This is a genomic window from Cupriavidus sp. GW823-FHT06D04, from assembly GCF_058795055.1.
Genome location: NZ_JBXAHL010000040.1, coordinates 13,068 through 36,344, shown reverse-complemented (window position 1 = coordinate 36,344; position 23,277 = coordinate 13,068). Strand labels below are relative to the sequence as shown.

The 23,277-nt window shown below is 63.7% G+C and carries 23 protein-coding genes; 8 read left to right on the top strand and 15 right to left on the bottom strand.

Annotated elements, in window-relative coordinates; translation table 11 throughout:
- Positions 1-11 precede the first annotated feature (11 nt).
- Both AC1Q7H_RS32840 and AC1Q7H_RS32835 read left to right on the top strand, forming a co-directional pair.
- A complete protein-coding gene (locus AC1Q7H_RS32840; protein WP_492382149.1) occupies positions 12-323 on the top strand; it encodes a hypothetical protein in 312 nt (103 codons plus the stop codon).
- 204 nt (positions 324-527) lie between these two features.
- A complete protein-coding gene (locus AC1Q7H_RS32835; RefSeq protein ID WP_492316529.1) occupies positions 528-1,544 on the top strand; it encodes a CAP domain-containing protein in 1,017 nt (338 codons plus the stop codon).
- 572 nt (positions 1,545-2,116) lie between these two features.
- On the opposite strand, the gene pilV is transcribed toward AC1Q7H_RS32835, so the two are convergent.
- The 15 genes from pilV to AC1Q7H_RS32760 form a co-directional block, all read right to left on the bottom strand.
- Complete coding sequence (pilV, locus tag AC1Q7H_RS32830; protein WP_492316528.1) at positions 2,117-3,364, bottom strand: shufflon system plasmid conjugative transfer pilus tip adhesin PilV; 1,248 nt, start codon at positions 3,362-3,364, stop codon at positions 2,117-2,119.
- A 7-nt stretch (positions 3,365-3,371) separates the two neighbouring features.
- Positions 3,372-3,851 (bottom strand): hypothetical protein, encoded by a 480-nt coding sequence (locus tag AC1Q7H_RS32825; RefSeq protein ID WP_492316527.1) that lies wholly within the window; start codon positions 3,849-3,851, stop codon positions 3,372-3,374.
- 175 nt (positions 3,852-4,026) lie between these two features.
- Positions 4,027-4,527 carry a type 4 pilus major pilin gene (locus tag AC1Q7H_RS32820; protein ID WP_492316526.1) on the bottom strand — a complete coding sequence of 167 codons (501 nt, stop codon included), beginning with the start codon at positions 4,525-4,527 and terminating at the stop codon, positions 4,027-4,029.
- A 34-nt stretch (positions 4,528-4,561) separates the two neighbouring features.
- Positions 4,562-5,602, bottom strand: a complete 1,041-nt coding sequence (locus AC1Q7H_RS32815; protein WP_439672810.1) for a type II secretion system F family protein — start codon at positions 5,600-5,602, stop codon at positions 4,562-4,564.
- On the bottom strand, positions 5,599-7,344 hold the full coding sequence (locus tag AC1Q7H_RS32810) for a GspE/PulE family protein (RefSeq protein ID WP_492316525.1): 1,746 nt from the start codon (positions 7,342-7,344) through the stop codon (positions 5,599-5,601). The genes AC1Q7H_RS32815 and AC1Q7H_RS32810 overlap by 4 nt, the downstream gene beginning before the upstream one ends.
- A 59-nt stretch (positions 7,345-7,403) precedes the next feature.
- Complete coding sequence (gene pilO2 / locus AC1Q7H_RS32805; protein ID WP_492316524.1) at positions 7,404-8,642, bottom strand: type 4b pilus protein PilO2; 1,239 nt, start codon at positions 8,640-8,642, stop codon at positions 7,404-7,406.
- Between the two features lie 3 nt (positions 8,643-8,645).
- A complete protein-coding gene (pilP, locus tag AC1Q7H_RS32800; RefSeq protein WP_492316523.1) occupies positions 8,646-9,332 on the bottom strand; it encodes a type IV pilus biogenesis protein PilP in 687 nt (228 codons plus the stop codon).
- A 15-nt stretch (positions 9,333-9,347) separates the two neighbouring features.
- On the bottom strand, positions 9,348-11,006 hold the full coding sequence (locus AC1Q7H_RS32795) for a type II secretion system protein GspD (protein WP_492316522.1): 1,659 nt from the start codon (positions 11,004-11,006) through the stop codon (positions 9,348-9,350).
- A complete protein-coding gene (locus tag AC1Q7H_RS32790) occupies positions 11,003-11,515 on the bottom strand; it encodes a toxin co-regulated pilus biosynthesis Q family protein (RefSeq protein WP_479944806.1) in 513 nt (170 codons plus the stop codon). The genes AC1Q7H_RS32795 and AC1Q7H_RS32790 overlap by 4 nt, the downstream gene beginning before the upstream one ends.
- A 28-nt stretch (positions 11,516-11,543) precedes the next feature.
- Entirely contained in the window at positions 11,544-11,981 is a 438-nt protein-coding gene (locus AC1Q7H_RS32785; RefSeq protein ID WP_479944807.1) for a lytic transglycosylase domain-containing protein, read from the bottom strand.
- A complete protein-coding gene (locus AC1Q7H_RS32780) occupies positions 11,978-13,240 on the bottom strand; it encodes a TrbG/VirB9 family P-type conjugative transfer protein (protein WP_492316521.1) in 1,263 nt (420 codons plus the stop codon). The genes AC1Q7H_RS32785 and AC1Q7H_RS32780 overlap by 4 nt, the downstream gene beginning before the upstream one ends.
- Positions 13,237-14,004, bottom strand: coding sequence for a lysozyme family protein (locus AC1Q7H_RS32775; protein WP_492316562.1), 768 nt, complete (start codon positions 14,002-14,004; stop codon positions 13,237-13,239). Before AC1Q7H_RS32775 ends, AC1Q7H_RS32780 begins: the two co-directional genes overlap by 4 nt.
- 43 nt (positions 14,005-14,047) lie before the next feature.
- Positions 14,048-15,298, bottom strand: coding sequence for a TraB/TrbI/VirB10 family type IV secretion system protein (locus AC1Q7H_RS32770; RefSeq protein WP_492370397.1), 1,251 nt, complete (start codon positions 15,296-15,298; stop codon positions 14,048-14,050).
- A gap of 14 nt (positions 15,299-15,312) precedes the next feature.
- Positions 15,313-16,197 carry a TrbG/VirB9 family P-type conjugative transfer protein gene (locus AC1Q7H_RS32765; protein WP_492316561.1) on the bottom strand — a complete coding sequence of 295 codons (885 nt, stop codon included), beginning with the start codon at positions 16,195-16,197 and terminating at the stop codon, positions 15,313-15,315.
- A gap of 16 nt (positions 16,198-16,213) precedes the next feature.
- Complete coding sequence (locus AC1Q7H_RS32760) at positions 16,214-16,921, bottom strand: VirB8 family type IV secretion system protein (protein ID WP_492316519.1); 708 nt, start codon at positions 16,919-16,921, stop codon at positions 16,214-16,216.
- A 382-nt stretch (positions 16,922-17,303) separates the two neighbouring features.
- Between AC1Q7H_RS32760 and AC1Q7H_RS32755 the strand changes: the two genes are divergently transcribed.
- The 6 genes from AC1Q7H_RS32755 to AC1Q7H_RS32730 all read left to right on the top strand — a co-directional run bounded on the left by AC1Q7H_RS32755 (position 17,304) and on the right by AC1Q7H_RS32730 (position 23,275).
- The gene (locus AC1Q7H_RS32755) at positions 17,304-18,353 is read left to right on the top strand and encodes a TadA family conjugal transfer-associated ATPase (RefSeq protein WP_492316518.1); all 1,050 of its coding nucleotides are present in this window, start codon (positions 17,304-17,306) and stop codon (positions 18,351-18,353) included.
- Between the two features lie 15 nt (positions 18,354-18,368).
- A complete protein-coding gene (locus AC1Q7H_RS32750) occupies positions 18,369-18,719 on the top strand; it encodes a TrbC/VirB2 family protein (RefSeq protein ID WP_492316517.1) in 351 nt (116 codons plus the stop codon).
- A 6-nt stretch (positions 18,720-18,725) separates the two neighbouring features.
- Positions 18,726-19,055, top strand: coding sequence for a conjugal transfer protein (locus AC1Q7H_RS32745; protein WP_492316516.1), 330 nt, complete (start codon positions 18,726-18,728; stop codon positions 19,053-19,055).
- Positions 19,049-21,496 (top strand): VirB4 family type IV secretion system protein, encoded by a 2,448-nt coding sequence (locus AC1Q7H_RS32740; protein WP_492316515.1) that lies wholly within the window; start codon positions 19,049-19,051, stop codon positions 21,494-21,496. The genes AC1Q7H_RS32745 and AC1Q7H_RS32740 overlap by 7 nt, the downstream gene beginning before the upstream one ends.
- Before the next feature lie 104 nt (positions 21,497-21,600).
- The gene (locus AC1Q7H_RS32735) at positions 21,601-22,278 is read left to right on the top strand and encodes a TrbJ/VirB5 family protein (RefSeq protein ID WP_492382148.1); all 678 of its coding nucleotides are present in this window, start codon (positions 21,601-21,603) and stop codon (positions 22,276-22,278) included.
- Between the two features lie 10 nt (positions 22,279-22,288).
- Entirely contained in the window at positions 22,289-23,275 is a 987-nt protein-coding gene (locus AC1Q7H_RS32730; RefSeq protein ID WP_492316513.1) for a TrbL/VirB6 family protein, read from the top strand.
- The last annotated feature ends 2 nt before the right edge of the window (positions 23,276-23,277 follow it).

Sequence of the window (23,277 nt, the reverse complement as noted above, 5' to 3'; positions counted from 1 at the left end):
ACGGATTTTGGATGTTTCAAGGGCTGTGCATTCTCTACACGGCCTACCTTGCCCACCGTCGTGGCAGGAATCCCAGGCTTTGGGGCGCGCTGGCGTATGTGTTGACCCTCGCCACGCCATTCGTCCTCCTGTTTGTCACACGCCAGAAGCACGTCTCGCTGAAGCAATACCTGGCGCAGTACCCGCATTGCCGAACCAACCGGGGCATCGCCTGCGCCCATTGCAATTCCGGCAGCATTCGGATGTGGCGCAACAGCGGTCTGCTGTCCAATCGCGACCAGCATCTTTGCAACCACTGCGGCTCCTACCTTTACGACAGCTAAGGCCAGTCCCCGAGACTTCCAACGAGGCGGGCGAGCGGACTTGATCCGTCCCGTTCTCAAGTCTCGCAGCCATGCGCCGTTATGCCGATTAACTCCAATTGTCACGCGTGGCTGCCCGCGTCACTAGCTCGCGTCCCGTGCCGCAGCCTTGACTTTCGATTCAAGACGGTAGGATAAAATTTCAAATCACGAGAAGGAAAAACAATGAAAACGATGATTAAGCCTGGTCTCTCCGCACTCGCCCTCGCCTCGCTGCTCGCGCTGGCCGCCTGCGGTGGCGGCGGTGGCGACGACGGCGGGTCCAAGCAGGCAAGCCCGCCCCCTACCACGCCGACGACTCCCCAGGAACCAACGTCGGTACCGCCCGCGACAACGGCCCCGGCTTCCTCCTACCCCGGAGGTGACTTGCGCCTGGCAGCGTTCAATGCCCTGAACGACTATCGGATCAAGATGGGCGTTGGTGCCTTGAAGCAGGATACTGCCCTCGATGTCGCCGCGGACAACCATCTGGGGTACATGAAAACGAATGGCACCAGAGGGCATCTCGAAGTGGCAGGCAGCGCTGGCTTTACAGGCGTTAATCCATACGACCAAGTTGTTGCAGCTGGTGGTAACAAGAACCAGTGGATCGGGCAGGTTGCAAGCGGTTCTACCGACTGTCTTGGCGACTTCAAGGATACCGTCTACCATTTGCAGGCTATCACCGGGAACCAAGAATCCGTCGGATTTGCAGCGCGTCATGGGTACTGCGTCATAAACTTCGGTGTCGTAACCGGCGCCAACGGGAGCGGGTACGGTCTGCCGCAGTGGGGTGGCCAGCAGTTGGCCAGCAACGCCGTTGCATACAGCCCGGTGGACAATGAAACCGTCTACGGTGGATTTACGCCCGCCGCCGAGTCGCCGAATCCGGCACCGGATCTGACCAGCGCAGGGCGCCCGATCATGTTCCGTGTACCGGCCCCGGACGCCAATGATGTGCTGACCGTTTCCAGCTTCACGCTGAGCGGGCCTGGTGGCGCCGCCATCCCGGTGCGCGTGCTGGTTCCGTCGAAGGCGAAGGCCGGTTCCGTGGCCAGCGCGATCGAGGACAAGAATCTCTACGCTGGCGTGGTCTTCATGCTGCCGACGCAACCGCTTGCCGCAGGCACCTACACCGCTACCTTCAGCGGCGCGCGCAACGGCGTGGCGATCACCAAGTCGTGGAGCTTCACGGCGTTCTAAGACTCGCTGCAAGTAGGCACCGAAAGCAAGAATGGCCCCTGCGGGGGCCTTTCTCTTTGAGGTCGCTATTCCGTCTTTCTACCGGCAGACTTCGTTAATGGAGACTCCCATGTTATTGCCATTGCCTATTTCGGTCCCAAGGCCTCTGCCGAGGCTGTATCCAGTTGTTGCGATGGCGGCAACGGCGCGAGCGTTAAGAGAGGGCCAATCCCATGTGTCAACCCACATTTCACTCGCGACAATGGCGCCTCCGTAGTAAATCATGTATCCCGTGCCCGAACAGCCGCCATCTGCTGAACAATAGCCCATATCGCCGATATAGATGGCGAAGCGTTTGTATTCATACTGGCATGCCGGTGGGGGCGGGGGCGGTGGCGGGGGTGGCGGAGGCGGCGGATCCGCGAATCCACAGGTAGGTAATCCGTTCTTCATCCTCCAGATATGTCCACCTTTGCAGTCTGCGACGGTCATCGGCGGCGCTGGGTACGAATACAGCTGTGCGTTAGCCGCGGCGACCTCAGTAGCCAGAACGCACGCCAGAATAAAACGCTTCATAGATCCATCCAATGTTTCTAGAACATACAGCCCGTTGTGACGGTGCCAACCAGCTGGCCCCCAAGCGCGCCGGTATCATTACCGCCATACCACGCGGCTGGCGACATAGCGCTAGCCTGCGCGTACCAGTAGGTACCGTAGTCGTTCATCGAAAAGTACGTTCCTTGAATCGGCGGCATCACGTAGCCCGTGATATTCACCATTTCTTGTTTAGGCGTGTATAGCGCCCATGCGGTGCCACCAGGACAGTTATCCTTGGAGAACGTCATGCCATCCGTCACGTTTTCGAACTTGCGCGTGATCGACAAATTCCCCAGCGCGTTGTTCAACGCGACATATCGGTTGCCCTTGCAGACGTAGCCGATGTTCGTTCCTCCTGTCGCGATCTGGCCATTGTTTCCGCACCACATACCTTCAAAGACGTTTGCCACCGCAGTACCAACGGGCTGCCAGATTCCGCCGGAGCAGATCACGAAACCAGTGCCTGTGGTGCTTCTACGGGCTGAGGTATCGACGCTGCAGGCCGCGCCGGGGCTGCCGGTATTAGTGAGGTAGGTCTCGCCCCCACTCGTCAGCGACGTGTTTGCGGTTACCCGCCTAGCGTTGTTGACGTCGTTGCCGGCCATATCGATCGACGTCTGCATCTGATTCAGCTCGGGATGGCCCGGAACCTGTACCCGGTACAGATAGCCGTTGTTAGCCTGCGCGCCAGCGAATGCCAGCAACGACGCCAGACGGCCGCTTCCCGGGTTGGTGTAGTTCGCCAGCGGCACCTGCCATGCGCCGTATGCCCCATAGGCCTTGGAGGACACCATCGTTGGATCGCCGTTCTGTCCCGCATAAGGCACGAATCCGCCCTGCGCACCAGCTTGCGCGGCGATCTGCACCAGTTGGCGCGTGTCCGTGATGGCACGGCCGCCCTGCGATGTGACGAGCGCCTGCAGGTTGTTTGGCGTTGGCTGCAAGACCTGAAGTAGCCAGGACTGCCCGAACACGTTCGTCGCTGAGAATCCGGCGGGCAGATAGCCACCATTGACCAGCATCGTTGTCGTGACCGATACCGGCACACTCGCCGTTGCCTGGGCGACCAGCGTTGCGGCTTCGTCCTGCACGAACTGCAGGGCCGCCTTGTCAAACACCAGCATTTGGCTCGCCGCGGCTGCGGTCTGCACGTTCGTGACGCCTGCCTTCGCCCACGTCGCAAAGCCAGCAAGGCTCAGCATCGAGAGCATCAGCGCGATGAGATATCCGAGGATCGCTTCCATGCGTTTCTCAGGTGTTCAGCTGGACCCAGTGGACCAGCGCCCCAACGGGAATGTTCGCCGGCACGCTGTATGCCGCGCCGGTTGCTAGATTGACAGCCGTGCCTTGGCTTCGGACCCGAAACCAAGCCAGGCTGCCTTGTGTGCTGCCGAGCAGCGAGGCGCTCGCCCCTGAAGACACGCGCATATACCCGTAGACGTCCCGCCCGCCGGCCGGGTTGGCCACGGCCATACAGCCAGCGTCCGCAGGGGCCGCCATGCCCGTCGGCAGTACCGCCACCACACTTGCGCCGACCAGGCCGGGCGTCGCGCCGGCGGTCGCTACGCAGGCTGCGCCGTAGGCCTGTGCCTGCTGTGCCGTGACAGTCGCGACGGATTCCATGCGCCCGGGCACACCGGCACCCGGTGCCGCCTGCGACAGCTGCGCAAGCTGGGCCACGACCCCAAGACAGAACAGGACCGTGGCAATCGGCATGATCAGGAAACCCATGACATTTCTCCTGGTGACGAGCGTAAAGGCAGCGGTTGCACTGCACGCAGCGCCCGCGGTCGCCTGGTCAGGCAAAGCAGCCTGCGTGAACGTTGTGGTCCCAACGATCAGTGATACATAGTCCTTGAGGCCAAGGGCCGCTCACGCGTTGCTTTAAGGCGGCCGCCTTGCTTGCTTACTGGAAGGTGAGCGCGAAGGCCGCAGTAGCGCTACACGCCGCGCCTGCAGTGGCCTGGTCGGGCATGTTGTTCTGATTGAACGTCGTGGAGCCTACCGTCAGCGTCACGTAGTCCTTCAGGCCAAGAGCCGCGCTCACGCATTGCTTCGCCGTCTGTGCGTTGCCCCCGCCAAAGGTGATGACGCCCTGGGAGCCGTTGTTGGCCGACGACAGCGTGACTGCGTTGCCCCACGGATCGACCAGCGCCGTACCGCGGACCATGTCCGTCGGAAACATCCCGCCGGTGATCATCGCTGGAGCGTTCGCCGTCGTGAAATTCGTGTAGCCGTTGTTGCCCTGCGAGAACCCGGCACGGGCGTTCGTAATCACCTGCGCAATGTTCGTCGCAACGACGCCGGCCTTGTGACTTTGAAAGCCGTTGTAGCCGGCATAAGCAATGCCTACCAGTGCGAGCAGGCCCAAGACGATGGCGACGATGCGCCCGAGAATTCCATCCATGTGATACCCCTTTTGAGTTTGAAACTGTCGTAGGTTAGAACTGCCCCATCGAGGACGTGAGGATCGATGAGAGAGAGTTGGAGCCGAGTTGCAGCACCACGAAGGCCAGGAACATCAGGCCGGTGAAGACTGCTGACATCACCATCCCTTTCGCAAGCAGCTGCCGCTCGATGACCTCAGCGTTTTGCCGCACGGCCACCGTGATCTTCTCCGTGAAGTCGTCGAAGCCCGCATACGCGCCGATCTCGTCGATCAGATCCAGGGACGGAAAGCCGTTCCCGGTCTGGCGCATCGCTTCCGCCAGGTCAAGGCCATCGGCCAGCCCGAGCCGAATCGGCCGCAGGCGAGACGCCAGCCACGGCGATGCCGAGCCGATCTGTCCCTCCAGCGCGGCGATATCAGGAACGTTCGCCCGCAGCAGGGCGACAAACGACATCAACCAGGTGAAGCCGGTGATCTCCCGGTATGCGGTGAAAGGGAACACGTGCTGGTCACAGAACCGCCTGCCCCGGCCGGTCCATCTGGACAGTGCCCACCAGCTCCATAGGGCATACGCACCCAACCCTCCGAAGATCACTGGCGCCGGCCACCCTACCGCCAGCTGCCCCATCCAGTACATTGCATAGGCCCAGTCCGTCCACTTTTCGAGCGGCAGGACGTCAAGGAACTGCGGCACGATGTAGCCACCGATCAGCAGCAAGACCACGTAGAGCGTCACGAGGTACACCGCGGGCGCAAAGAAGCTCGCCTGCAGTTTCTGGCGAAGGCGAGTCGTCAGATCCCGCACGTCCAGTACAAGCCGCATCGCGTCCGACAATTGCCCTGCCTTCTCGCCCGCGTCCAGCACGCTTCGCTCAAGGTCGCTGAGGCTCGTACCCATTGCCGCCATCAGGGTCTTGCCGTCCCGGACCTGGCGACCAACCTCGTGTGCAGCGTCTGCCGCGCGCTTGCGTCCGCGCCTTGCCTGCCGCTCTCGGAAATCGTCCAGAATCTGGGCGAGGGTCAGCCCGTTCTCCAACTGGCTGGATGCCTGCTGATACAGGCGTCGCCGCATTGCCCATGACAGTCCGCTCACGATTCCTCCCGCATTGGAATGGCGTCAACACTACGCTCGGCGTCCACCGGATCAAGCCGGCCGGTCAGGACGAGATCCATCGCATGGGCAATCATCGGCTTGTCGGAACCATGCCGCGCCCGGTGGTTCCGCCTCGCGACCAACACGCCGTGCTCAATGCAGTCCTGCATCAGCGCCTCACTGGCCACCACGACCTCAGCCACCGCCTGTTGGCCAATGATCGCCTCGCCATGGCAGTGATCGCAGCCAGCCCCACGGACTCGCACGGCAGACGTATCTCCCCACGAGCGCACCGCGCGCAGCATGTAGTCCGGCAGATTTGCCTGCGCGCTTTCGAGTGGAACGGCGCATTCGGGACAGAGCAGCGGGACAATCCGCTGTGCAATCAGACCGATAATCTGGTTGTGATTGCAGATGACTTCCATCGCCAGTCGCACGTGATCCAACATCGCCAGGCGCGAAAAGGTTTCGAAGGGATCGGTGACGTGCAGGGTGGTCGCCACCAAATGACCCGTGGCAGCGGCCTGCAGTGTGGCGATGGCCTCCTCTACACCCCGGATTTCACCTAGCAGGATGACATCCGGGTCCATCCGCAGCGTCATGCGCAGCATCTCGGGAAATCGTTCGCTTTCCGTAACAAGCTGGATCGCCCAGTCCATCGGATACTCGGTTGGGTTCTCGATGGTGATGAGGCGCTTCTGCGGGAATAGCCGCGCTTGATGGCGGGTGCACTCAAAGAGCGTCGTCGTCTTGCCGCTGCCGGTCGGACCCGTCACGACGATCACGCCCATGGGACGACGCAGCAGTTGCGAGACGAGCTCCACCTGGAGCGGCGTGTATCCCATCTGACCAAGCTTGAACGCGCTGGGCGACGCCTCGGGGATGCGCAAGTCCAGGCGCTTTGCCGCCTCGATGGCATCGGCCTTGCGGGCTCCCTCGTGGTGCTCACGATATTGCAGCCGCGCCACGAGAAAGCCGCCGCCGCTCTCTACCGGGTAAGCGGGTCCGCGCACAATCCGCACGCTCGAAATGCCAGTGCCCGGCAGCGCGTCGCCCGCGATCTGGGCGTCCTGCACGTCCAGCGGGTTGTAGGTGGCCGCCTTCACGGTGGCCAAGCCGGTGTACATGGCGCGAATCAGGCGTTCCCCTTCCTCCCGGCGCATCGACAAGGCCGAGATCGTGCGCAGGTCGCCCTTGATCCGTACCTGAATCTCCGTATGGTGCTCGCGGACCAGAATGTGGATGTCCGAGGCGATCAGGACAGCGCAATCCGCGATCAGCCGCCGCGCCAGGCTCAAGGTCTGCAGGTCAGTATCCAGCTGCTGGCCGGAGCCGCGCTGCTGTCGCAGCACGGCCAGCTCCTGCGCGGACACCTTGCGCAATTGCGGGGCTGCGCCGCTGCGCCGCAGTTTGGCCTCCCACGTCAGAAGCCGCGGGGTGCCGAAGTGCCGCGCATCCACATAGACTTCACACGCGTGCACCGCCAGCACTTCCTGAACGTTGTCATCGGTCAGGCCAAGCCCTTTGGCAAGATCCTCGACGTAGAGCCCGCTTTCCGACGCGCGCTGACGCAGCGCCGCCGCTTGCTCCGCCGTCAAGTGGCCCAGGTTACAGGCAACACGGTCGAAGGTTGCGGGCAGACTGCGTGGATACAGGACATGCGGATCCAGGACATCCGGCGGCGGTGGCAACTTCAGCACATCCGTCTTCACCGATGGCTCGGCCCGCATGGGGAATGCCATGCCGGTTGCAGACTCTTTGCGTGGCCTGCCCCACAGGCGCGTAATAGTCGCAAGCATCATCAATTCCTCGCGGGCAGCGACGCGCTGTCCCGCATTGCGTACAGCTTCCCGGTTCCCTTCCATGCCTGGGCGGCCGCTTCATAGCTGACTTCCGTCAGGCGCAAGCCGGCCACAGCGTCCAGGCCCTCACCGGCGCCCAGCCATGGCGGTGCGCCGAAGCCGATGTCCGCCGACATTGCCAGCCACGGGTCAGCCGGGGACTTTCCGTCTGCAGGGAGCAGCGCGGGCGGCATGGTCAGTTGCAAGCTCAAGCCGTTGCCCTGCGCAATCGTCCACATCGACCGCTGCGCCACGGAAGGCGCGTTGACCGCGCGCGAGGATGGCAGGAAGACAGCCGGCGCATTCGCCGTGGCGTTCGCCTGATTGCCGTCCGCCGAAAGCACGCCTGGGGCATTGGCGGCCACCCCGCCATCCCGCTTCCAGCCGGTCTCGATTGTCAGGGTCGTCGTGGTAGCAGGCTTGCAGCGCCAGGTGGCGAGCGTCCACCCGGCGTCCGCGAGGACCTGCCTGTCCCACGCCCGCCGGCACGCCTGCAGAAAAGCCGTCGGCGCAGCCTCTTCCACCCAAGGCAACGCCTGTTGCCGGGCAGCTTCATTGGCGCGCTGCGCGGCGACGATCGCACGCTGGCGCATCAGCTGCGCCTCGCGCTCGGCCTCCTGCTTCTGGTCATACCAGTACCACCCACCCGCGAGAAGGGCGGCCACGCCAGCGACTGCAGCGACCGGATAGGCGGCCGATTTCCATGGGCCGGACTGGACATCTCGCAGTACCGACACACCCTTCGACGCGCGCGCCATGCTCGCGAGATCGCGCAGCGTGCCCTCGACTTCCGTCCAGTCCCCTAAGGCACGATGCCGCTCGCGGAGTGCGGTCAGCTCTTCCAGCGAGCCAACCCGATCACCACCAGCAATGACCGCATGACCCTGCCGGACCGCGATGTACCAGTACCGGCTGCCGTGCAGGTGAAAGAGCCCCATCCATGGCTGACGGTGCTGGCCGGCCACAATGGCGGCCAGCGGCTTCACGGCGGCCGGCTTCGCGCCGGCGATGGCTTCGCAGAAGCCACTCTGAACGGCACCTTCCGCGCTTTGATGCACCACGCCCCAACGCACGTTGCGGCCAAGCTCCAGCGCTTTCGCTCGGAGGGCGCTCTTGCGCGGCTGCTCCTCTTCGTGTTGCCAGGACAGCCCGATGGCGAAGCCGCCTTTCAGCCCGGGGAATGACAGGATCTCCGCCATGGCTCAGGGCCTCAGAGCGCGCACGCGCTTCCCGTTGGCAAGCTTTACCCCACCGTCGTCGATGCTCACGACCTTCCAGCCGCCATCCAGCGTGTCGCCAGCCTGGACCGGAACTGTGCGCCCGTTGACATCCATCAAGGCGTTGTAGTGACCATCGAAAGCGCGCAACGAGATCAGTCGGGGCGCTTCCGAGGCAAGCCGCGGGCCCCGTTCGGCGACGCCGCCCGACGGCATCGGGCCAGCCAACGAAATCGAGGGCGCCCCCCCTGCCGGCGGCGCGGGTACGCCCGCGGGCGCGGCCGCCAGCGAGTCCTCCGCGCGCCTGACTTCCGCCTTGTACTTGGCGATCTCGGCGCGTGCCTTCCATAGGGCAATCTGCGACTGCAACACCGCCAGCTCCGAGGCGTCGGAAGGGCGCGACGGCTGGGTACTCTCGGCCACCGTTGCCGCCATCGCGGCGGTAGCGGCACTGCCGGCGCCAGTTGTCGCCGTGTCGGCCTTGGCCAGCGCCGCCGGGGCGGAGGCCGGTTGCAACGTCACCGCGCCGCCCCCAGCCGATGCGATCGCCGCCGAGACGGGGTTCGACGTCGCCGGCAGCGCGTTGGCCGAGAAGGATGCCGACAGGCCAACGATTGCGGCAACAGCCAGCGCGGGCGGAGCCCAACGAAGATTGAATGCGAGTTTCTGCATGGTGTGGTCTCTGTGTTACAGCAGGCGGGCCGAGATCACGATCGCGATAACCGTGTCGCCTTTGCTCGCGCCGACCCCGCCGCCGAGCGCTGCCATCCAGGGCTCGCCAATCCCGTTATTGGTCGTCGTCACTTTCTGGTTGCGCAGCCCGGTCAGCACCAGTGATTCGCCCGGCTTCAGGGTGATCGACTGTGTGAACCGATTGGTCGGCATGGTGCGCAGCTGGACGCTGGTCTGGTTCGAGGTCCCGCCCGAGTTGAACCGCTCCAGCGGCAGCAGGTCGGACAGCGTCATGTCGAAGTTCATCAGGATTCGTCCGTCAACGACCTTGGGCAGGAAGTTGCTGGTGAAGCCATAAGTCACCGTGCCGGTCTGGATCGAACTGGTGGAACCTACATTCGAGGCGAGCGTCGTTTGCGACTGCGAGACATAGTCCTGCAGGGTTGCAGTCTGCAGCGCCAGCACCTTGCCGTTCTGCGTAACGCCCGAGCGCGACACCACCTGCGACACATTGCCAAGCGTCGAAAGCGCCTGGACCACGGCTTTGCTGCCAGCAAACGGCCCGCTCATGATCGTCGCGCCCAGGTTCATGGGCGAGGCGCTGCCAGAAACTGCCGGCATGCTTGCCGAATTGAACGATACGCCGGTGCCGCCACTGGAGCTCTGGTAGGCGAGCGAGAGATTCAGACCATAGTTGTCCTCCCGCGTCACGCGGACGTCGTAGACCTGCACATCGATGGCCACCTGCTTCCCATACATGGCTGCCAGGCTCTTCACGAACTGCTCAATGCGATCGCACTGCACGGGGTCGCCAGTGACCGTCAGGGTGCCAAGGTTCTTGTCAACAACGACCTCAGCGCTCGCGCCGGCGACTGCCTTCGCGGTGGTCTGGAGGGTTTCCCAAGGCTTCATCTCGATGGACATGCTCATCGACTGCCCGCTTCTGCCGCCGCTGCCGCCAGCACTCCCGCCATTGCTTGAAGCGCCTGCCATCCCGCCAGAACTGCTGTCTGACGTTGTGATCGATCCGTTCATCAACGAGGCGTCGGCAAGGCTCGGCAGCATGAAAGTCCGAGTTTCCGTCCTGAAGAACGTCACCGTGCCGTCGTTGTAGCGGGACCAGACACCGAAATGGGCCTCAACGGCATCCAGAAAGCCCTTGAAGTTGCCCTCGTACCGCAACGTCAACGGCATAACCGAGGCGATACTGGCGGCCGGGCCAGCAGACACGCTGCCCAATGGTGCGGCGAGGTCGACCACACGCGGCGCTCCGCCCATGGGGATTGGACCGCCTGGCCGTACCGCGGCAGCAGGCTGCGCCGGCGTACCGGCGGCTGCCGACGCAACGGCCGACACATCCAGAGTCGCGCGCACGCCGACGCTCTGCGCGATCCAGTTGACGGCTTCGTTCAACGAACCAAGTGTGCCTTTGAACGTCACATGCTTGCCGTAGATGTCCGGCTGAGGCTTGCTGGCGCGGATCTTCTCGCCCAGCAACCAGGCGCCTTCATGCACCCGAAACACAGGGCGACTGCGAGGCGCGTCGGCGTAACGCGCATGCGCCTCGCTGCCGATGGCGTTCTGCACATTGCGCGTCTCCATCACGCCGCATCCTGATAGCAGCGTGGCGGTCGCCACGGCAGCGGCGGTATAACGTTTGCTTTGCATCTTCATTGCACCATTCCGTTTTGGCTGATGATCACCGTGCGGTTGCCGCGCCAGCTATCCCCCACCACGTCTGCACCGTTGCTGGCCAGCTCCTCGACAACGCGCTTCACAGCGCCTTCGAAGTCGCTCCCGTAGTCCTTGTCGCCCGGCACGATCCAGCCGTCTGGAACATTCCATGCGACTGTCCAGCCCGCCCTGGCGGCCCAGCTCTGAAGCTGCTGTTGAAGCGCCTGCCCTTTGACAAGGCGGAACACATCGCCGACCACTGGAGCGCCGCCCGAAGCGGCAACTGCCAATGCCGGCGTATTGGTTTGGACCGATGCTGCGGTCAGCGAGGACGTATTCGCGGCCAGCAATGTCTGGTCGATTGCTGCCTTGTTGATCCGCGCCGGCTGCAGTTGCTGCCAGCCGTCGCTCGACAGTTGCGAGGCATGCACTGCCGGCGCGAGGCTCAAGCCGCTCAGTAGCGACGCCGCGGTGACGGCAATGCGGAGGGTTCGGTTGGATTGGCACATAGCTAGGCTTCCGATTGATCTGAAGGAACTACCGCAAGGCAGCGCGTTGCAGCGCCTGCCACCGCGCATGAATCTGGTTGGCGTACCGCAACTGCTTGTCGGGCGATGCCGCGTTGTAGGCACCGACCGCCTTCCAGGTCGGGCCGAAGCGCTGGATGTTCTCGCGCAGAATCCACGCACCGACGTAGGCATTCGTACAGCCGTCAAACAGGTGGGCACGCGTGATGCCGTACCTGGCGAGCCGCGGGAGGTGAATCGTGTTGATCTGCATGAGACCAATGTCTTCGGAGCCGTTGGCATTGCGGTTCGTGACCCACGGCTTCATTCCCGACTCCTGCATCGCAATGCTCCGCAACAGGGGCGAGCTGACGCCATGGAAGACTGCGGCATCGTCAAGACAGTCGGCCTGGGCTGCACCGGCCAGCAAGGCCGAGGCCAGCAACGCTCCGATCGTCGTGCGGATCACAGCGCCACCTTTCCAGGCTGCTCTTTGAACCGCACTTGCGGCACGCGATCCACATAGACCACGTTGCCGTCGGCGATCACTGTCAGGCGCGCGGCAATGCCGTCGAACTTGTAATAGCGGTCCTTCTGCTCACCGTTGCGCTGGTGGTCATCGCCGAACACGGTAACGCTCAACATCGACTTGGCAAAGCTCAGGTAGGTGGCACCGTCCTTCTCGAAGACCATATCCAGCCCGGCGCTGTTCTGACGGGAAAACTCATAGGCAATTTCCGGGGTGCGCTTCACTTCCACGGATTTCCCGCCCGCCGTCGCCGTGAACTGGTCAACCGTCGCGAACGACAGGACGCGCTGAGCTTCGTCCCACTTCGTCCAAATCTTGCTATCAGACGCGTCGCGCAGACCCAGGTCCCTGGGCTCCTGCTCGAACTTGATCTCGATCCGGCCTTGCTTGTTGTCACGGATCGCCACCGCGCCGAATGCAGAGGCCAGGGTATGGCCCTCTGGCAACGGCGTGCCGGCTGTCGCCAACGGCGCTGCTGCTGGCGCTGCAACCGCTGCCGCAGCTGAGGCTTGGAGCGCTTCGGCAATTGCTGGCCCGCTCGACGGCTCGCCCACCACCGAGAAACTCTTCGGGGGCACGGTACGCAGTGCGATATTGCGCCGGGTGAAGTCCACTTCGGCGTAAAGGCTGCGACGCTCGAGTACGCGTGAGAGCGCCTGCAGCCAGTTCTCGCCGCCGTTCAGTTCAACCGTGACATCCTCGGTCAGCGGAATGTCCTTCTGCGCCGTGCCGGTCCAGCCCGCCGGGGCGATGGACTTAATCATCTGCGCCAGAGGCAGCGACGACCGCCCTGCACGCACCACAGCCAGCGTGGTGTACTCGCCGATCACTGCCAGCCGACCGGAGATGCTAGCGAGGCTGCGCGGAAGGTCGCCGGTTGGGTTCGCCGGTTCGGACGTGAAGCCATTGGCGCGCTTCCAGCGCGCCTCAACCGTCTGGCCATTGACCGAGTACCGCAAGACATCTGGAACGCCGTCGATCACCCAGTACGGACCGCTTTGCTGCGCACCGTCTGCCGACACGGCCTGACCGCGACGCGGCTGAATGTAGGTGGACAAGCCATCGTTGAAGATCAGGGCCGGGCGGTCGCTCGCACGCGCCACCACCTGATAGTCGAAGTCCAGCGGATCGGTGTCCGCCGCGACGGCAGCGCCGCTCGCCGCCAGGGCCAGCACGGAGATCAGAAGCGGCTTCATCATGGTTGAGGGGCCTTCAGTTGCTGGAAGTGATTCAGGAATCGGGCAAAGTACGGGCCGCCGCGCGCCGGATTGGCACTGTGGTACCAAGCGACGGCCTTCATCGCAGAGCCGCTGCGCTGCAGGTTGTCAATGAGGATCGCTTCGGCCACGCCGATGTTGGTTGCGGGACTTAGCGCGTCCCATGCCGACGCGAAGCGCTTGCCGTGGTAGCACCAGTTGATCTGCATGATCCCCACGTCAAAGTCGCAACGCCGGGCGGCAAGCAGGCGCTCGATCGCGGCGTGCGCGTCCTCTCGGGAGGCGAAGAACATGCCGCGCCCGGCGACATTCAGGGTCCATGGCCACGGCCGCCCCCGATAGGCTGACTCGTTCATGGCGATGCCGGCCAGGATGCGCGGATCGACCTTGGTGCTCATTTGCGCGAACGCTTCGACCTTGGGCGCGCACGCCCAGCCACCGCGGCGCTCGACCAGCGCCACCTGCGCGCCGTCATCCAGCCGCTCGGGGCGCAGCCAGCCGTCGCGGGCAAGCACTGTGGTCAACGCCAGTCGCTGCCCGTGTGCTTCGACTTCCGGCTCCTTGCCCGGCTCCAGACGCAGCGCCGCGCCAATCAACCGCGCCGACCAGCCGAGAAATGGATTCAGCCCGCAGTAGAGGACGGGCTTTCCCGGCAACGACACCATGCGCGCTGCCGCGCCTTCGCGCACCAGCACGGTAGTAGGGCTCACCATCGCCTCGATGGTCTGGGCACCGACGCCAGTCATGGTCAGCGCCAGCAGAGCGGCCAAGGCAAGTCGTCTTACCCGGCTAGTCACGGTAAGGCTCCAGCACGATGTCGTGCTTGACCTGCACCATCATCTTCTGGCCAGGCTTGGTCGTGATGGTCGGGCGGATGTTCTGGTTGCGGTTCAGCATCGTCTGCGCTGTTTGCGCAGCGACCTGCCCGGCGGTATTGCCGTAGGTGGTGATGCCGCTGGGGCCGGCCGTCGTGGCCGTCGCCGTCTCGTTAAAGCGCTGTTCCAGCACGCCGATAATCAGGGCACCAGTGAAGATCTTGAAGAAATGATTGTTGACATCGCCGCTGATGCCCGCGTAGCCATTCGGGTCAGCCCCGCCCATGCCGAGCAGTGGCACCCACTTGCCGTTGGGCAGCTGCATGCGCACGAAAGCGGCCAGGATGCGCTCCTGCCCGATGGCAATGTCGCTGCTGTACGTGCCGACCAGCGTCGAGCCGGCCGGAATCGCCTTGCAGTTGCCGTGCACCGTGTCGTACACGTCGTTGGTGACCGTCGCGCGAAACTCCCCCGGCTTGTCCGAGTTCAGGCCACCCACGAAGGTAGCCGGGATGACGAAGCCCTGGCTCACCGTGCAGGGCGCGAGCTTGCCGGCGAACCCGGTGCGGGTAAAAGTCGTGGCCGCCGCGCCGCGCAGGAACTGAGTGTCGCTCGACTGCGGGCCGGGGTCGGTCCCGCCCACGGCCCCCGCGCCCATGCCAGCTCCGTAAGCCGTGCCGCCGCCCATGCCGGCGACGGCGGCCTGCTGCTGGGCGCGCATCTGCGCTGGGTCGGTCACGCCGCTCAGATCCGGCTGCCGCCTGCCCGAATCGCGCCGCATGGCCTTGCCGTCCGTCTTGAAGATCGGCGACGTCATGACGGTATCCATGTCGTTCGCCTTCGCCAGCTCGCCCGCCGGCGAGGTCGTGGACTGCTGTACGAAATCCTTCGCGGTCATGACCGGCGCCTTGCCGGCCGGCTCGGCCTTGGTGCCTTCTCCCTTCTGCAGATCGGCTAGCCTGCGCGCCTCGTCCTGCTGCTGGCGGATGAGCTGATCCAGGCCGCCGCTGTCCGGGTTGCTGGTGCGCTCCTGCAGCTTCTTGGCCTTCTTCTCTTCGGCTTCCTTGGCTAGGTCCGACTCCATGCCGCTCTGATAGAAATACCCGAGCGTGCCCACCACGACCGCGGCGACCACGCCAAGCGTCATGACGATATTGCGCGGCACTTTGCCGCTGGTGAGGCGCTCTTTAGCGTCGGAGACGTCGGTCACGGGCTGCTGTTTCACGGTATGCGACTCGCTCAGAACAGGCCCAGGAAACGCCGGCGGCCGCGCTGCACCGTCACTTCGGTATCGCCGGAGCGCAGCGCCACCTCTTCGGCCATGCGCTGCAACACGAGGAAGTCGCCGCGCCGGATGAAGTTCGCCACCACGTAATCGCTGCCGTCCTTAACCAGCGCCACCGGCCAGTCGGCCGACTTCGGCATGCGCATCCAGATCGCCTTACCGTCATCGAACACAGTCTCGGGCTTGAAGTTCGCGCTACCAGAAACGTGATAGTCGAAGTTCATCTTGTCCGGGGACACGGCCACTGCATCGGGCGTGGCGGCACCAGCGTCACCCGCCTCCGGCCCCTGATCGGCACGTGCCTTCGCCTTGGCACCAAACGGCTGTTGCACCCGGAAGCGCACCTTCTGATAGAAGATGCCGCCCAATGGCGAGGACACCAGCGTGAATTCGTAGCTGCGCTTGTTGGTGTTGACCGACAGCGTGTTGACCAGCCCCGCTCCGCTCGGCTTCACATAGAGGTGGTTTGCGCCGTCGGTCTCGAAGCTCCAGCGGACATTCTCGCCCCAGGCCGGCTCGCCCACGATCTGCTCGTCGGCGGCAAATTCGATGGTCGTTACCTTGAGCGGCGCCGTCAGCACGCGGAAGATCTGATCAGCACTGTAGGGGAACACCACCAGGCGCGAGTCGCCGGGCAACGCCACCGGCTCGACCCCGCCGTTGAATGGGTTCATCGGGTTCATCGCGTCGGCCATGTCGCCGATGCCGAGCATCGGCAACGGCGGCGGCGCCTTGCGCGAGGGCTTGTCGGCCGAGAAGCCCGGGCCTGCCGACAGCATCAGGCAAAGGACCGCAGCAAGGACAACGACGGAAAGTTTGGAACGCAGGGATTGGGACATGGCTTCGGTGGCGAACTCAGGCGGCGGACTTCTGGATACTGAAGAACACGGGATAGATGCCAAACGGGTTCGAGGTCAGGGCAGCGTCGCTTTTCGGCGGGTCAATCTGATAGCGGAAGGTCATCGCGTAACGCTGCCTGCGCGGCTTCGAGCCTTCGTCCCGGGTGGACGTGACGAACTCCACCGCGACGGTGTTGTCCGGCAGCAAGGCGATGTTGGTGATCTGGACCTCGCGCACCAGCGACGGGCTTTGCGCGATGGCACGGAACGGTGCGTCTTCGGACAGCCAGTCCTCGAACTGCTTGCGCGCCGCGCCTACCATCTGCTTCTTCACGCCGTTGATGTTCTGGAAGATGCGGGAATCCTCGATCTCCGGCGTGAGCACCGGCTCGATGGTGAACATGCGCGTGACCACGTCTTTGAAGGCGACCTTGATCTCCAGCGCCTGGGGCTGGTACGCGTCCAGTTCGCGCGCCACCGGCTTGCCGTTCGCATCGGCCGAGACGCCTACCACGCGCACCACCGGCTCCGGTGGCTGGCGTGTCATCACGGCTGCCACGGCCACCAGAGCGGCCACAAGCGTCGCCAGCTTCCAGTGATTGCGTTCGACCATCACGCGAGCGGTGCGGTCAAACAGGAATTGCGTGACGTCCTCGCCGGCGTACATGCCCGGCGCGGGTGATAGAACTTTCTTGGATTCGTTGCGGCGGGAGAACAGTGGCATGCGGCACCTGTTTGGATGCCGCCTATTGAACCAGCGAATCGGTACTCACTGCGCCGCAAAAGATACGCGATTTTCGACAGCTTTCAATTTTTCTTAAATCACTAACGATGAGACTCCATGTCAGTGATCACCTTCATCGGTGTCGCTTGTCTTTGACCTGCACTCCCGGTTGCTGTCATCTACCCCCGAGCACATGAGTCCACCCTATTTGCAATAACGCGATCGAAATCGCTCTGTTATCGCTAGTAGGGTGGACTCATGTGCTCGCCCCATAAGTTGTCTGCCGCGGCTTCCTCATGACTCCCTTAGGGCCGGTGAAAGCTCACGAAAATCGCATACCTTTTGCCCGCACACGCGCACGCCAAACGAGAACAATAGCGGCATGTCTGCATCCGCCGCACACTCTCCCCTGCAGTTCGACCAGCTCGAAGCGAGCGCGGTCGCGATGTTCTTCGAGGCGCTTGGGCCCATCAAGACGTACGTCGAAGCGCCGGACATTGCCGAGGTCATGATCAATCATGCCGAGAGCGTCTGGATTGAACGCCACGGAGAGTTGCTCCAGCTCGATATCCGGCTCGATCCGGCCATGCTCGAAGGCGCGGTGCGGGCGCTGGCCGCCTCGGTGCAAAAGTCCGCAGTGCGCGGCACCGACCAGGGCATCATCAACGCCGGCTACAAGGGCATGCGGATTGCTGCCGTCATGCAGCCCACCGCCATGGACGGCAACGCCCTCAGTATCCGCCGCCATCGCGAGAAGAACCTGTCGCTGGCGGATTATGTGGAGATGGGCGCATTCTCCGCGCGCGTGGCCCGCAACACCGCCGACGAAGTGCCAATTTTCGACGGCCCAGTGGAAGACGAAGGGCTTAGGGCCGCGCTCACCCAGCTCGTCGTGCAGCGCAAGAACATCCTGGTTGCCGGTGGCACGTCGTCGGGGAAGACGACGCTCCTGAATGCCCTGGTGGCCGAGATCCCCCACAGCGAGCGCGTGCTGTCCATCGAGGACACGATGGAACTGAAGCTGGCGGTGCCCAACAAGGTGCGCCTGCTGTCCAACGCCGACACCCGCGTGACCACCCAGCAGCTGGTCGCCCTGTCGCTGCGCTTTCGTCCCGACCGCATTCTCGTTGGCGAAGTACGCGGCGGCGAGGCGTTCGATCTGCTGCAGGCGCTCAACACCGGTCATGACGGCGGCATGGCGTCGCTGCACGCCAACAACGCCCGCTCGGCCCTGTCGCGGCTGGAGAGCCTGGCAATGGTCGGCATCCCGGCCGGCTCACGCTGGGAGCTGGACGACATGCGCAAGCTCATTGCCGAATGCTTCCACTATGTCCTGCATCTGCGCCGCACCGGCGAGATGCGGCACGTATCGGAGATCCTGGAGATCCAGGGCTTCAAACACAGCGACTACGTCGTCAATCGCGTTTTCTAACCGGAGTTTAACCACATGTTCCGATCCAATCCGCAACCGGGAATGCCACTCAGCGCCGCCCGCACCCGTAGCCAGCACACTGAACTGCTGTTGGCCGCCGCGATGCTCCTGTGCGCGCAAAGCGCCTTCGCCGCCGATCTCGGCATGTTCAGCGGCCTGACCAACATGATTTGCTCGATCCAGGCTCTGGTCAGCGGCCCTGTCCTCTTCGTGATCGGCGTGGTGGTCATCATCCTGGGCGCCATTGGCATTGCCAATTCTGAATCGACCATCGTTAAAGTCGTCATGACGGCGATCATGGGCATCGGCCTGGCGGCAGCGGCCATCCCAATCGCCAAGAACATGGGTCTCACCCAGTATTGCTGACCGTCCATGCGCAAGCACGCCGTCAGCCGCTCGCTCTCCCTGCCCCGTATGCTCGGCGGGGCTGTCCGCGGGCTCGCCATTGCCAACGGTACGATCACCGCCCTGCTGTGCTACGCCACCTACACGGGCGGCTTCTGGACGGTGGCCGGCTTCTTCCTGTTCGGCCTGTGCGTCCATTTCTTCCTGCGCTGGCTCACCACCAGTGACCCGTGGTGGAACCTGGTGCTGAACGTCTACAACCACTACGGCGATGTGTACGAGTCGACGCCGTGGCATGGCAAGCTCAGCCCGCGCTTTCGCCGCCCCTACGGTTTCGATAGCGACCTGCCATGCTGACACGCCGCCCCATCCAAGAAATCGCGCCGTGGATGACGCTTGTCACCCCCGACCTGGTGCTCAACAAGGACGGCTCGCTGCTGGCCACCTATGAGTTCGACGGCATCGACGCGGACAGCCCGAACACGCACGACGTGTCCTCGGCCCGCGACCAACTCGACCAGGCCTGCCGCAGCTTCGACAGCCGTGTGACCGCGTGGTGGCGCCTGCGCCACCGTCGTACCCGCGAGTATATTGGCGGCACCTTCCCCGCCGCGTCTGACGCCCGGCTCGATGCGCTCAACCGCGCGAACATGGCCAGCGGCCGGTACTTCCAGAACTCGCACTCGCTCGCCCTGGCCTACACGCCAGAGAACGGCATCGACAAGGTGTTCGAGCGCATGGCCTACCACATGACGGTGGGCGCCAAGAACTTCGCCGTCGCTGCGTTCGAGACCGCCAAGGACGTGCTGCTGGCCCGCAATGCCTTCGCCTTCGACCTGCAGCGCACTGAGGCGGACGCCAGGCGCTTCGAATCGATGCTCGATGCCTTCGCCGGGGGCGCGAGCAGGCTCGGCCTGTCGCGCCTGTCGATGCAGGACAGCCTCGGGGCCCTACACCAGACCGCTAATCCGACCGTGCCGCCGCGCCGCGTGCGTTTCCCTGTGACGCTGCTGGACACGCATCTGACCGAGTCGGAAGTCACCAGCGGCTCGGACAAGCTGCTTTTCGAATCGGCCCACGGCAAGCGCTTTGCCGCCATCGTGGCCGTCAAGGAATGGATGGGATTCCAGGAAGCGGCGCTCGACGTGCTTACGCAACTCGACGTCGAACTGGATATTTGCATTCTCTATCGCTTCCTCGACACCCATAAGGCCACCAACTATATCGAGAAGATCCGCCGCTTCTACAAGATGGCGAGCTTCAACCTCTGGTCGGTCGTCAAGCAGATGGCCGCCAAGGAGGAAGCGGAGAACGACGAGGGCCGTCAGCAACTGGCAGCCGAAGCGGGCGATGCACTGCGCCGCCTGACCGCCGAAGGGCGGCAACACGGTTTCGTCAATATTTCCGTGATTGTCTACGGCGACACCGAGGTCGATTGCGAGGATGCCGTGAGCGAGGTGGTGGGCGCCATCACTAACGCTGGCTTCGGCCCGATCCGCGAGAAGGCCAATCTGCTGCCCGCCTGGAACAGCACCCTGCCCGGCCGTTGGGACAAGCAGCGCCGCTTGCAGTTCGTGGAAACGCCGGCCGTCTCAGACATTGCCCCGTTGCGCTCGGTGTGGGCCGGCCCGACCCGAAACAACTGGCTCACCAACCTGTCTGGCGTGGAAACACCGCCCCTGACCTGCCTGCCGACGCGCCATCGCACCGCCCAACGGGTGGACCTCCACCAGCCGGGTGGCAACGGCCATCTGCTCGTGCTCGGGCCCATCGGTGCAGGCAAGTCGGTCATGCTCAACTTCCTCGTCACGCAGGCGGGCCGCCAGGGGGCGCGGCGCATCCGCTTCGACAAGGACCGCTCGACCCGGATTCCGACGCTGCTGGCCGGCGGCAAGTTCGTCGACGTGACCGGGCGCTTCCAGGGCGCCACGCAGACCAATCCGCTGTCATTGCTGGGCAACCCGGACAACCACGCCTACGTCACCGACTGGCTGGTGCTCGCCATCGAGGATGAAGAGTTCCGGGTCACGCCGCAACAACGTACCGACCTGTATCAGGCTGTGCAGATCCTTGCGCGCTTCCCGCGCGAACGCTGGACGCTCTCGAACCTCTGCACGCAGCTGCACGCTTCGCTGCGCGAGCGCCTTCAGATCTGGGTGCAGGGCGGACAGTACGGGCACTTCTTCGATCACGTCGAGGACGCCTTCGAAGTCAGTGACGACCTGTCGATTGAGATGGGTGACCTGTTCAGCAACTTCCCGCGCGCCGCGGCCCTCTTCATGGACTATGCGTTCTATCGCATCAGCCAGTCGATGGGCGGCACACGCTACACCATCATTGAGGTGGAGGAAGCCGGCTTCTTCTTCACCAACCCGCGCTTCTACGCTCGCCTGGAGACGTGGGTCGTTACGATCCGAAAGCTCAACGGCGCGATCTGGATGGCGACGCAATCGCTGCAGCAGGTTGCCCGCGTGGCCGACTTCGAAATCCTTAAGGACAACATCGCCAACATCCTCTACCTGCCCAACAGCCAGGCCGTCACCAGCAAAGAGCTGTACTGCGACGTGTTCGGCCTCACCCTCGACCAAGTGAAGCTGATTGCCGAGGCGGTACCGAATCGGGACTACTACTGGACCACCAGGACCCAGAGCCGGATGCTGCAGACCGCGTTCAACAGGGAAATGGTCGCCATGCTGCGCTCGGACGGCTATGCGCAGGAAGTGCTCGACCGCCACTACGCCTCCGGGCATCCCGACTGGCAGGACCGGTACGTGCGCGAAGTGCTGGCGCGTGCCTAGTAATCCCCTCCCCCTTTCTTAGGAACCATCTTATGAAAAAAGCTCTCGCCGGCGCGCTGGTAGCGGCAACGCTCATGACCTCGACACTGGTCCACGCCGGCGGCATGCCGGTGTTCGATGCGGCCAACTTCATCAAGAATACGATGACCGCCTCGCAGGCGCTCAAGACCGAGATCTACGAAAACACGAACATCGTCTACCAGAACAAGATGATGCTCAACCAGCTCCAGCAGGCGGTTGGCCTTGACGCCGTGTCAATGGCTTTGCAGGAAAAGGGCATCGTGGAGGATATCGAGAAGTACCAGCGCTACGGCCAGACACTGAAGGATCTGTACGGCAACGTCGCAGACACAGCCGACTTTCTGCACAACGTGCAGGGTCTGATGGCAACTTCCGGCAAGTCGCCAGACCAGTGGTTCCGCGACCAGCGCACGCTGCTCGACACCGGCGACAAGACGGCCAAGCGCCTCTTTGGGCTCGGCCAGGCAGTAACCAGCAACAACCAGAAGCTCGCCAAGCGCCGCCGCGACCTGCAGTCCGATCTGGAGCTGAATCAGACCGCGCAGGCTACCGCCCAGCTCACCAACCAGATGCTCGACGTCATGTCCGGGCAGAACGCCGACCTGCTGCAGCTCATCGGCGCAAAAACGGAGGCCGATGCCGTCAAGGATCAGAGGGCCAATGCGCAGGAGACCGAGCGTAATGACGCCGGCGAGAAACTTCAGCGCGACCGCGAGGCCCAGCTACGCGAACTGGAAACCCGCGTCTTCCGCAAGCGCTGAGGCTGGCACTATGTCGATGAAGCAAGTTCTGCGTGCACTGCTGGCGTGCGTGTTGGCCTGGTGGCTGGTATCGCACGGGGCATTCGCCGAAACCGCCGCCGCTGGGCCAGACGCGACCAACAGTGCGCAACGGGGGCTAAAGAATGCAGTCGATCAGACGACCAACATCACCAGCGGCCTGATTAGCTCCGCCATCAACCTGAGCCACAAAGTGACCCCCGAGGCCAACAAGCTGGCCTTCGCCCTCGCGGTCATCACGCTGACCCTTGCCAGCTTCCGTTTCATGGGCGCGATGCACCCCGTCGGGGCATGGGTCAATCTGATCGAGACGATCACGGTGGTCGGTATCTTCGCAGCCATCTATCTTGCCTATGACAATTTTGCGTCGGGCCTGTATGAGTGGTTCAGAACCCTCGCCGCCAGCCTCAGCGGCGATGACAAATTGAGCATCGCCAGCACGCTGGCGACGACCGCCGGCAAGCTGTGGGATGCCGTCTGGCGCGTGCTCAAGTCCGGCGAACTTCTGCAGGGCATCGTGAGCGCATTGGTTCTGTTCTTCGCCTTCGTGGTCGTGGCTCTGACGGCCTTCGTGTACGCCTTCTTCATGGTGCTTGGCGAAATCCAGGTCGCCGTCGGCATCGTGCTCGGCCCGCTCGCCGTCGCGCTCGCCTTCTCCGACTACACGCGACGCTACTTCATGTCGTGGCTCGACTTCATGATCGGCGGCTGCATGTATGTCGTCATCGCGGCGGTCCTCGCCAACCTGGTCGGCGGAACTATGGAACCGAGCCTGAGCAAGATGAACGATATCGGTACCGATACCGTCGCAGCGGCTGCCTACGCCCTTGGCATGGCCATCATGCTCCTCCTGGTCTCACTGGAAATCCCGAAGCTGGCCGGCGCGGTGTTCGGCAGCGGCGCGGGCACATCGGGCGGCTCAGCGATATCTGGCGTGGCGCGGGGCGGGTGGAAACTCGGCGCAAAAATCGCAGGCTGACC

What these genes read in the sequence shown, in the direction of transcription:
- AC1Q7H_RS32840 (WP_492382149.1), top strand. Translation starts at nt 12, where the DNA reads ATGTTTCAAGGGCTGTGCATTCTCTACACGGCCTACCTTGCCCACCGT.
- AC1Q7H_RS32835 (WP_492316529.1), top strand. Translation starts at nt 528, where the DNA reads ATGAAAACGATGATTAAGCCTGGTCTCTCCGCACTCGCCCTCGCCTCG.
- pilV (WP_492316528.1), bottom strand. Translation starts at nt 3,364, where the DNA reads ATGGAAGCGATCCTCGGATATCTCATCGCGCTGATGCTCTCGATGCTG.
- AC1Q7H_RS32825 (WP_492316527.1), bottom strand. Translation starts at nt 3,851, where the DNA reads ATGGGTTTCCTGATCATGCCGATTGCCACGGTCCTGTTCTGTCTTGGG.
- AC1Q7H_RS32820 (WP_492316526.1), bottom strand. Translation starts at nt 4,527, where the DNA reads ATGGATGGAATTCTCGGGCGCATCGTCGCCATCGTCTTGGGCCTGCTC.
- AC1Q7H_RS32810 (WP_492316525.1), bottom strand. Translation starts at nt 7,344, where the DNA reads ATGGCATTCCCCATGCGGGCCGAGCCATCGGTGAAGACGGATGTGCTG.
- pilO2 (WP_492316524.1), bottom strand. Translation starts at nt 8,642, where the DNA reads ATGGCGGAGATCCTGTCATTCCCCGGGCTGAAAGGCGGCTTCGCCATC.
- pilP (WP_492316523.1), bottom strand. Translation starts at nt 9,332, where the DNA reads ATGCAGAAACTCGCATTCAATCTTCGTTGGGCTCCGCCCGCGCTGGCT.
- AC1Q7H_RS32795 (WP_492316522.1), bottom strand. Translation starts at nt 11,006, where the DNA reads ATGAAGATGCAAAGCAAACGTTATACCGCCGCTGCCGTGGCGACCGCC.
- AC1Q7H_RS32790 (WP_479944806.1), bottom strand. Translation starts at nt 11,515, where the DNA reads ATGTGCCAATCCAACCGAACCCTCCGCATTGCCGTCACCGCGGCGTCG.
- AC1Q7H_RS32780 (WP_492316521.1), bottom strand. Translation starts at nt 13,240, where the DNA reads ATGATGAAGCCGCTTCTGATCTCCGTGCTGGCCCTGGCGGCGAGCGGC.
- AC1Q7H_RS32775 (WP_492316562.1), bottom strand. Translation starts at nt 14,004, where the DNA reads ATGACTGGCGTCGGTGCCCAGACCATCGAGGCGATGGTGAGCCCTACT.
- AC1Q7H_RS32765 (WP_492316561.1), bottom strand. Translation starts at nt 16,197, where the DNA reads ATGTCCCAATCCCTGCGTTCCAAACTTTCCGTCGTTGTCCTTGCTGCG.
- AC1Q7H_RS32760 (WP_492316519.1), bottom strand. Translation starts at nt 16,921, where the DNA reads ATGCCACTGTTCTCCCGCCGCAACGAATCCAAGAAAGTTCTATCACCC.
- AC1Q7H_RS32755 (WP_492316518.1), top strand. Translation starts at nt 17,304, where the DNA reads ATGTCTGCATCCGCCGCACACTCTCCCCTGCAGTTCGACCAGCTCGAA.
- AC1Q7H_RS32750 (WP_492316517.1), top strand. Translation starts at nt 18,369, where the DNA reads ATGTTCCGATCCAATCCGCAACCGGGAATGCCACTCAGCGCCGCCCGC.
- AC1Q7H_RS32745 (WP_492316516.1), top strand. Translation starts at nt 18,726, where the DNA reads ATGCGCAAGCACGCCGTCAGCCGCTCGCTCTCCCTGCCCCGTATGCTC.
- AC1Q7H_RS32740 (WP_492316515.1), top strand. Translation starts at nt 19,049, where the DNA reads ATGCTGACACGCCGCCCCATCCAAGAAATCGCGCCGTGGATGACGCTT.
- AC1Q7H_RS32735 (WP_492382148.1), top strand. Translation starts at nt 21,601, where the DNA reads ATGCCGGTGTTCGATGCGGCCAACTTCATCAAGAATACGATGACCGCC.
- AC1Q7H_RS32730 (WP_492316513.1), top strand. Translation starts at nt 22,289, where the DNA reads ATGTCGATGAAGCAAGTTCTGCGTGCACTGCTGGCGTGCGTGTTGGCC.